Source organism: Psychrobacillus sp. NPDC096426 (genome assembly GCF_044762745.1).
Taxonomy (GTDB): Bacteria; Bacillota; Bacilli; order Bacillales_A; family Planococcaceae; genus Psychrobacillus.
The window spans coordinates 1-3,201 of record NZ_JBIWEX010000054.1 but is presented as its reverse complement, the minus strand read 5'-3'; the positions used below and the strand labels follow the sequence as shown (position 1 = coordinate 3,201).

Annotated in this window: 3 protein-coding genes; all 3 read right to left on the bottom strand. The window is 33.8% G+C overall.

Annotation, left to right across the window (positions count from 1 at the left end):
• Positions 1-193: 193 nt before the first annotated feature.
• The 3 genes from ACIQYS_RS22340 to ACIQYS_RS22330 all read right to left on the bottom strand — a co-directional run bounded on the left by ACIQYS_RS22340 (position 194) and on the right by ACIQYS_RS22330 (position 2,328).
• The gene (locus tag ACIQYS_RS22340; RefSeq protein WP_402985232.1) at positions 194-820 is read right to left on the bottom strand and encodes a Type 1 glutamine amidotransferase-like domain-containing protein; all 627 of its coding nucleotides are present in this window, start codon (positions 818-820) and stop codon (positions 194-196) included.
• A gap of 315 nt (positions 821-1,135) precedes the next feature.
• Complete coding sequence (locus ACIQYS_RS22335; protein ID WP_402985230.1) at positions 1,136-1,966, bottom strand: sugar nucleotide-binding protein; 831 nt, start codon at positions 1,964-1,966, stop codon at positions 1,136-1,138.
• A gap of 161 nt (positions 1,967-2,127) precedes the next feature.
• Positions 2,128-2,328 carry a hypothetical protein gene (locus ACIQYS_RS22330; protein ID WP_402985228.1) on the bottom strand — a complete coding sequence of 67 codons (201 nt, stop codon included), beginning with the start codon at positions 2,326-2,328 and terminating at the stop codon, positions 2,128-2,130.
• Between the last annotated feature and the right edge of the window lie 873 nt (positions 2,329-3,201).

Genomic DNA, 3,201 nt, shown 5'->3' with positions numbered 1-3,201 from the left:
CCTAATCCAACCCATAATTTGATCCACATTTAGGCGCTGCATTTTTTAAAAAATAAATGAGATGCGTCTGATTTCGTATTGTCTTTTTCTCTAAACCGAAGCTTTTAATTTTCATGGGAGTTTAATAAGAACAGCGACGCTTATTAAACAATCGCGCCCGATTGCTGAACTGTTTTAGAATTTGGGATTAGTTCTATTCAATTATGATTACTTCTCCATCCCTCAATGCTTTAAATAGAATTTTATTCTCGATCATAAATTCAATTGCTCGGTCCATATCGTTAGATTCTTTGTGGTCTGATTTATAATGTGGGGCAATTACATAATCCAAAATGCATAAACCTTCCCATATAGTTTGATGTTCATTTCCGTAAGGTTTCTGCTCAGGTTCGTCTGCTAAGTGTATGCCTTTTAAAGTTGGTCCAAGAATACAACCACCTGCACTATATCCCCCATATAGAATATCTCTTTTTTCTCTATAATACTTTTTAATGATTTTATCGAAACCACTTAATCTCATTGCTTGTGCAAGAACAAAAGTATTACCACCTCTTACCCAAATAACATCGTATTGATCAAGCTTTTCTTTCAATCCTTCGTGGTTATGGAAGTACATTTTCAAGTCTAAAATATCCACTGTGAAACCTATTCTTTGCAGTTCACTTACGTCTGCAACATCACTTTTATCTTTTCTTTCTAAATCAGTCGCAAAGTCTAATGCATTATTGATATATGCAACTTTTTTATTCCCATTTTCCGTTAATTCGATTAGTTTCCGTTCTTCATTTCCAATTTTAAAAGATGAAAGATAAAATTTCATATTGTCCCCCTTAATGTGTATTTTTAATTTTCTCTCTTTTTGAACTTTACTCCTTCTTGAAGTAAAGCACCCGTTAGCCATCCATGCAGCACAAAAAAATGCTGCACCACAGAGAATGAAAATGGGTAGGAAGTGTCAATACTGATACTGACCTTAATCCAGTCAACCGTAATCCATAGACTTATTTACGCTCTCCTCTTTTTTTTAACGATTAAGTAGGGGTCTTCGTCATTTTTCATTTCTTGAGGAACTAATTTTCATCGGAGTTGAAAAACAACTACCTTTTCCTTTCAAAATCGAAAAAACAATAATTAGTCAAACTGTGCGAAAATTAGATTTAAGCAATTGGTGAGCTTTTTGTGTATTTAGAGACGTATCAAGAGATAGATAAGGGAAATCTTCTTTAGAAATAATAATTGGACTGAGAAAACTATTATTCCATCCAAGTTGTTCCAATCTCTTTTTATAAAACGAATAATAGCTTTCTTTATGTATGGGTCCAACATGCAAAATCCCTTTAAATTTTATTTTAGTCAATTCAATAATCGTACTTGATAAATCATTAATATCTACAAAAGTTCTATATACATTTGTATATGCCTTAAATGACTGGTTCTCTTTTATTTTCTCAATTATCCGTACGGTACGTTTTTCAATAACTCCATTCCCATTATTACCATATAGCGGTCCAGTTCGCAGTATCACGTGATTTGGATGATTATTGAGAATTAAGTTTTCTCCAATATTCTTGCCGTTCACATAATCAGCTAAGTCTGCTTCTTTTGGCAACGTACCAATTGGGTCCGATTCTTTGTAACCACCTATTCCTTCAACAAAAACTGCATCCGTTGATAGAAATATAAGTTTTGTTTCACTCTCTATTTCTGATAATAAATTTTCGAGCCCTAATTTGATTAATTGGGTTTCTTCTCCAAAACTCATAAGTGACCATATAACTACTTCTGGATTTATTTTTTTAATGGCACATCCTATTGATTGTTTGTTTGTAACATCTACTTGCATAATATTAGAGTTCTCATGTTGAAAACGTGAGGTACCAAACACTGTTAGATTATTGTTCTCTGAAGCCAGTTGGAATAAATTCGAGCCCAAAAAGCCAGTTGCTCCTAATATAAGTATTCTCATAATAACCTTCCTTTTTTTAGTTTATTTTATTATGTATTCGCCACAACTTTATTGTTTTCCTTCTTGAACTAACCTGCTGCTTTAGTTCAATAAGAAAAAAGGCTTTACCCCTTCTTGAAGTAAAGCACCCGTTAGCACAATAAGAAAAGCCTTCGAAATCCCTAATTACTCTCTTTACTTTTCTTATAAAAGTTTGATACCACCCCTAATATAATTCCGATAACAATTAAGGGTACAGAAAATGTTGCATATGGTTCAGGAGTATCCGCAATTCCAAATGTCTGATTAAAAGCAAATCCAGCTGCACTTAGCCATACTCCTAAATAAAATAAGATTTTTCCAGTCTTGGTATGCCTTTTCAATAAAAACACCCCTTACATTTCTCATTCTTATATAACCATCTTAAACTAAACTGCCGCTTTACTTTCATACGTTCGAAACGAACAGGAGTTTCAATTATCAGTTAACTTTCCGTTTGAATTAACAAAAATCGATTATCTGCTTATTGAACTAAACTGCCGCTTTAGTTCAATAAGAAAAAAGGCTTTACTCCTTCTTGAAGTAAAGCACTCCGTTAATTGAATAACGAGGTTCCCAACACGCCGATAGAAAGTGTATTAAATAGCCTTGAATTTTGTAAGCATTGAAATAGCTGTGCCTATAAACGAACCTATTGTTATGCTAATAAACATAAAGAAAAAACTCATAGATGCCCAGCCGTCGTCCAACGTGAAAAAGCTTACGACAGCAATTACAATTGATATTCCTATCAAGAAAACACTAGGTATCCAATACTTGGGATAACTCTTTTTGCGAAGAATAGATGATGAAATGGCAACTATGATGATTGTAGCTAAAGTTATATAAACAAAAATTTGCAATACGTTTCTCTCCCTTCCCCTAATTATTCCTTTAAAGTCAGTACGATTTAAATGCCTTAAAGTTCCAATTTCAGATTTTTCTTATTGATACAGATAGGTAAGCCTTTGAAGTTATCGCCAGCTTTTCCCCCTGTTCACACCGTACGTGCGACTTTCACCGCATACGGCGTTCCAACTGAACCAATTTATTCTTTCTATGTATTAAGCAGACGAGTGCTTTTCTTCCAATACTAGATTATTTCATTGTGACATTTCAATCGCCCCCTCTGTTAGGATAGAAGTCGTACGAGGCTAACGTGATATGATTAAGTAAATTACACGGAGGTCGATCGATATGACAAAACAAAATGGAAC